1 protein-coding gene and 2 pseudogenes are annotated in these 3594 nt (G+C 67.2%); 1 reads left to right on the top strand and 2 read right to left on the bottom strand.

Going from position 1 to position 3594, the window contains the following annotated elements; all coding sequences use genetic code 11:
• Nucleotides 1-90: 90 nt before the first annotated feature.
• Nucleotides 91-639: pseudogene (locus AC0699_RS39435) on the bottom strand (IS110 family transposase); the annotation flags it as partial.
• A gap of 426 nt (nucleotides 640-1065) precedes the next feature.
• Here AC0699_RS39435 and AC0699_RS39430 point away from each other — a divergent pair.
• Nucleotides 1066-2061 (top strand): annotated as a pseudogene (locus AC0699_RS39430) (tyrosine-type recombinase/integrase); the annotation flags it as partial.
• 274 nt (nucleotides 2062-2335) lie between these two features.
• Here AC0699_RS39430 and AC0699_RS39425 read toward each other — a convergent pair.
• Nucleotides 2336-2971, bottom strand: a complete 636-nt coding sequence (locus AC0699_RS39425) for a hypothetical protein (RefSeq protein ID WP_478671419.1) — start codon at nucleotides 2969-2971, stop codon at nucleotides 2336-2338.
• Nucleotides 2972-3594 lie beyond the last annotated feature (623 nt).

Raw genomic sequence — 3594 nt, 5'->3', positions numbered from 1 at the left:
TGGTGATCAGGATGACAAGAGCGGAGTGACGAGAGATTGTCACGCTCCGTTCTGGGAGAGCCGAGGGGTGAGATTCCCCTCGGCTACTCGACTCAACAGCACGAGTGCAGCCTTCTGCGCGCTGTAATCGAAGGCTCGTTCCAGCGCGGGGAAGATACCGGTCAGCACGTCCCGCAGGCGGTTGATCATCCGCACCCGGTCGGCCACGAGGTCGGTGCGGTGGGCAGTCAGCAGCGCGAGGTCGGCGGCCAGCTGGGCGGGCACGTCAATGGCGGCGAAGTCCCGGCGGTGACGCGCAGTCTCGGCGATGACGTAGGCATCGCGAGCATCGGTTTTCGCCTCGCCTCGGTAGGCGCCCGACATACGGTTGACCGTCCGACCGGGCACGTAGACGGCACGCTGGCCATGGGCCGCCAGCAGGGCCAGCAGCAGCGCGGACGACGTCCCGGAGATGTCCACCGCCCAGTAGACCTCGTCCGCCAGGTCCAGGATTGCGACGAGCGCGGCCAGAATTGCCGACTCGTCGTTGTCGATCTTCTTTGACCACAGCGTGGCACTGGCCTCGTCGACTACCGCAGCCCAGTGGTGGCCCTTGCCTGCGTCGATCCCGGCCCAGACTCGGGCCCGCCGCTTGCTCACTCGCCCCTCCTCGTTCCGCGCAGCATGCCGTGGGCCCGAGGAACACCCCGCTGTCATCTCCGTAAACAGCGACCACAACGCACATCTCAATCAGCAGCCAGGGCGCCCCGAAGAGCCGGGCGGCCACTCCTGCCGAGTCACACGAGACAAGCTGCCATCAGCCACACCCGGCCCTCCCGGGCCGCCTAACAACTCACGGAGCTGCCATGGGGCGAGAGATCATGGCCCCTTACGCTGGTCAGCGAATCGGGCAGTCTCTGGACCTGCCCGCAATAGCCCGATCTGGGGCCATGATCTTCGAGGCTCGCCCCATGGTGGCTGCGTAAAGCCGTGGAGTCGACCGTTCCAGCCACAGCGGGCCCCTCCATCGTCAACCCTTCGCCGTTTCGGCGTGCGGCCGACGGGCCGCGCGCTGCCGCGCTTGCGCGGCAGAAGCACCTTGACAAGGTCGACCAGGGTGTACCCGTGCCGACTCGCTCGGCCCGGCTCTCGGAGTGGCTGCCGTACTGGCTGGACAACGTCGTCAAACCAGGGCGCAAGCTGAGCACGTACGACAAGTACGAAGCTCATGTGCGGCTCTACCTCGTGCCCATGCTGGGCTCGAAGCGGCTGGAATCTCTCGGCGTCGCCGACGTCCGACGCTTCATCGTCCAGCTGGAGAACAAGACGACCGCGCCCACTGCAAAGGAGTCTCACCGCGTGCTGCGGACGGCTTTCAGCGCCGCGTGCCGTGAGGAACTGGTGACCCGGAACGTGGCCGGCCTCGTCGAGCCGCCGCGTGCCAAGTCCCGGGAGCTGAGCCCCTGGACACTCGACGAGACCCTGGACTTTCTCGCCGCCGCCCGTAAGGACCCGCTCTACGCGGCCTTCGTGCTCGCCATCGCCATGGGCCTCCGCCGGGGCGAGATCGTCGGTCTCCGCTGGACCGATGTCGACCTGGACAACCGCGTGATCTACGTCCGGCAGCAGACACAGCGACGGCGCGGCGTGCTCTACGACGACGAGACGCAGAATCGCCGCCGTCGTGCGCTGCCGCTTCCGGCGATGTGCATCCCGCCGCTGCGCTGGCATCGGATGCGCCAGGCCGCTGCCAAGCTTCGCGCGGGGGAGTCCTGGGACGAGAACGGTCACGTCTTCACCACCCGCACCGGCCGCCCGGTCGAGCCGCGCGACGTGTACCGCTCGTTCACCCGCGTCGCCCACTCCGCCGGCCTCCGCGTCGTCCGGCTGCACGATGCCCGGCACGGCTGCGCGACGCTGCTCACCGCGGCTGGGGTCGCGCCTCGCGTCGTGATGGAGATCCTCGGGCACAGCCAGATCAGCATCACCATGGACGTCTACACGCACGTCGTCCACGACACGCAGCGCGAAGCGATCAGCCATATGGACCGGCTGCTCAAGAGGCGTCCCGGCCGTGATTGACCGCCCTCGTTGGTGTCAAAAGCTGATGTCAAAGGCCCCGGACCATGATCGGTCCGGGGCCTTTTGCCTGGTGCCCCCGGCAGGATTCGAACCTGCGACACCCGCTTTAGGAGCGAGGTGGGGTGGGTTGGGCCCTGGCCTGGGTATCGCTGGCTTCGGCCCTGCGGTATCCGGGCCCCGCTGGCAGCCACGGTTCCCCGTGAGTTGCCGGCTGATCTGGCGCGGTTGTGGCACGGGGAACTTCTGGTCCGTAGTTCCAGGCTAGCCCCATCCATCAAAGGGCGCGCATTGTAGCCTCGCAGGCGTCGAGCAGAATATCTGCCAGGGCGGCTTGCTGGCTGTAGAGCTGATAATTGGCGCTGTCGCCCGCTCCCAAATAGTAAGCGGCTGCGACATGGTAGGCGACTGAATCCCGCCGATACAGTTCGCAGTTCGAAATAACCGGCACCGCTCCCCCAGGAATCCGAGATCCTAGCCCCATAGAGGCACGCGAAGCAGCGGAACTCCTCGGCAGCGTTTCAAGCAAGCCGTTGCCGCTGAGTTCTGACAAGGCTTTGCCGTTGCCGAGGGATGGTGGCAGTCTGCGCTTGGAAGCCTTCAACGATGTGGCCAGAGCAGCGAAGACCTGCCCCTCTTCGGTATCTGGAGTACTTAGATGGACATCGGCTAGCAGGTGGTCATGCTCTCCACATGGGATGTGGCCCACTTGGATGATGCTTTCGATGAGCCGATGGGGCACAGCAAGCCAGTCTTCGCACGTAAGAGACGGCGAGATCAAGAGGAAGTCTCCTTCGTCAGGAGCCTTCAGTAGGGCGAGGAACGAAGTTCCCGCCTGGGCGCCCTGCCGCAACTTGTCCGTCATCTCCTTGGCGGAAAGGGAGTTCTCCACGGCACTATTCGCTTTGGGCATCGCTCTTCCGTTTCCTCGATGTCACGCGGATATGCAAGATCGTGCCTGGGCCCCGGGCTGACCGCAATCTGTGCTAGTCCCTCTGGGTCACTAGGCGGAGGCGGTGTGCGAGCTCGGTGCAACGGTCTTCGGGAGCGCAGAGGCGCCGAGCGAATAGCGCGCGCTGGCCACCAGGCCCCGGATGAGGTCGGTGTAGCGGCTTTGGGCTGGAGCTGCCATGGGGCGAGAGATCGGGGGCCCGTAAGCTTCCGCGACTCGGGCAGTCTCTGGACCTGCCCGCAATAGCCCGAGGTGGGCCCCCGATCTTCGAGGCTCGCCCCATGGTGGCTGCGTAAAGCCGCGGAGCCGACCGCCCCAGCCACGGTCTGGTTCTCACCTGTGGTGTCGCTCCATTCCCCCAGCCCCGGCCTGGTCTTCGCCCTTGTGGGCGCGGACGGGCGACGACGCGCGGCCCCGCTGGCGTAGACATGGCGAGGGCGGCGCGTCGGCGTCCGGCCGGCGCCGGGGGGGGGGGGGGGGGGAAGGGGAGGGGGGGGGGGGGGGGGGGGGTGGGGGTGGGGGGGGGGGGGGGGGGGGGAGGGGGTCGGCGGGGGGGGGGGGTCTCCGCACGGGCCGCCGCGGCG

The organism is Streptomyces sp. NPDC043870, from assembly GCF_056435785.1.
This window is presented reverse-complemented; position numbering and strand designations above follow the sequence as displayed.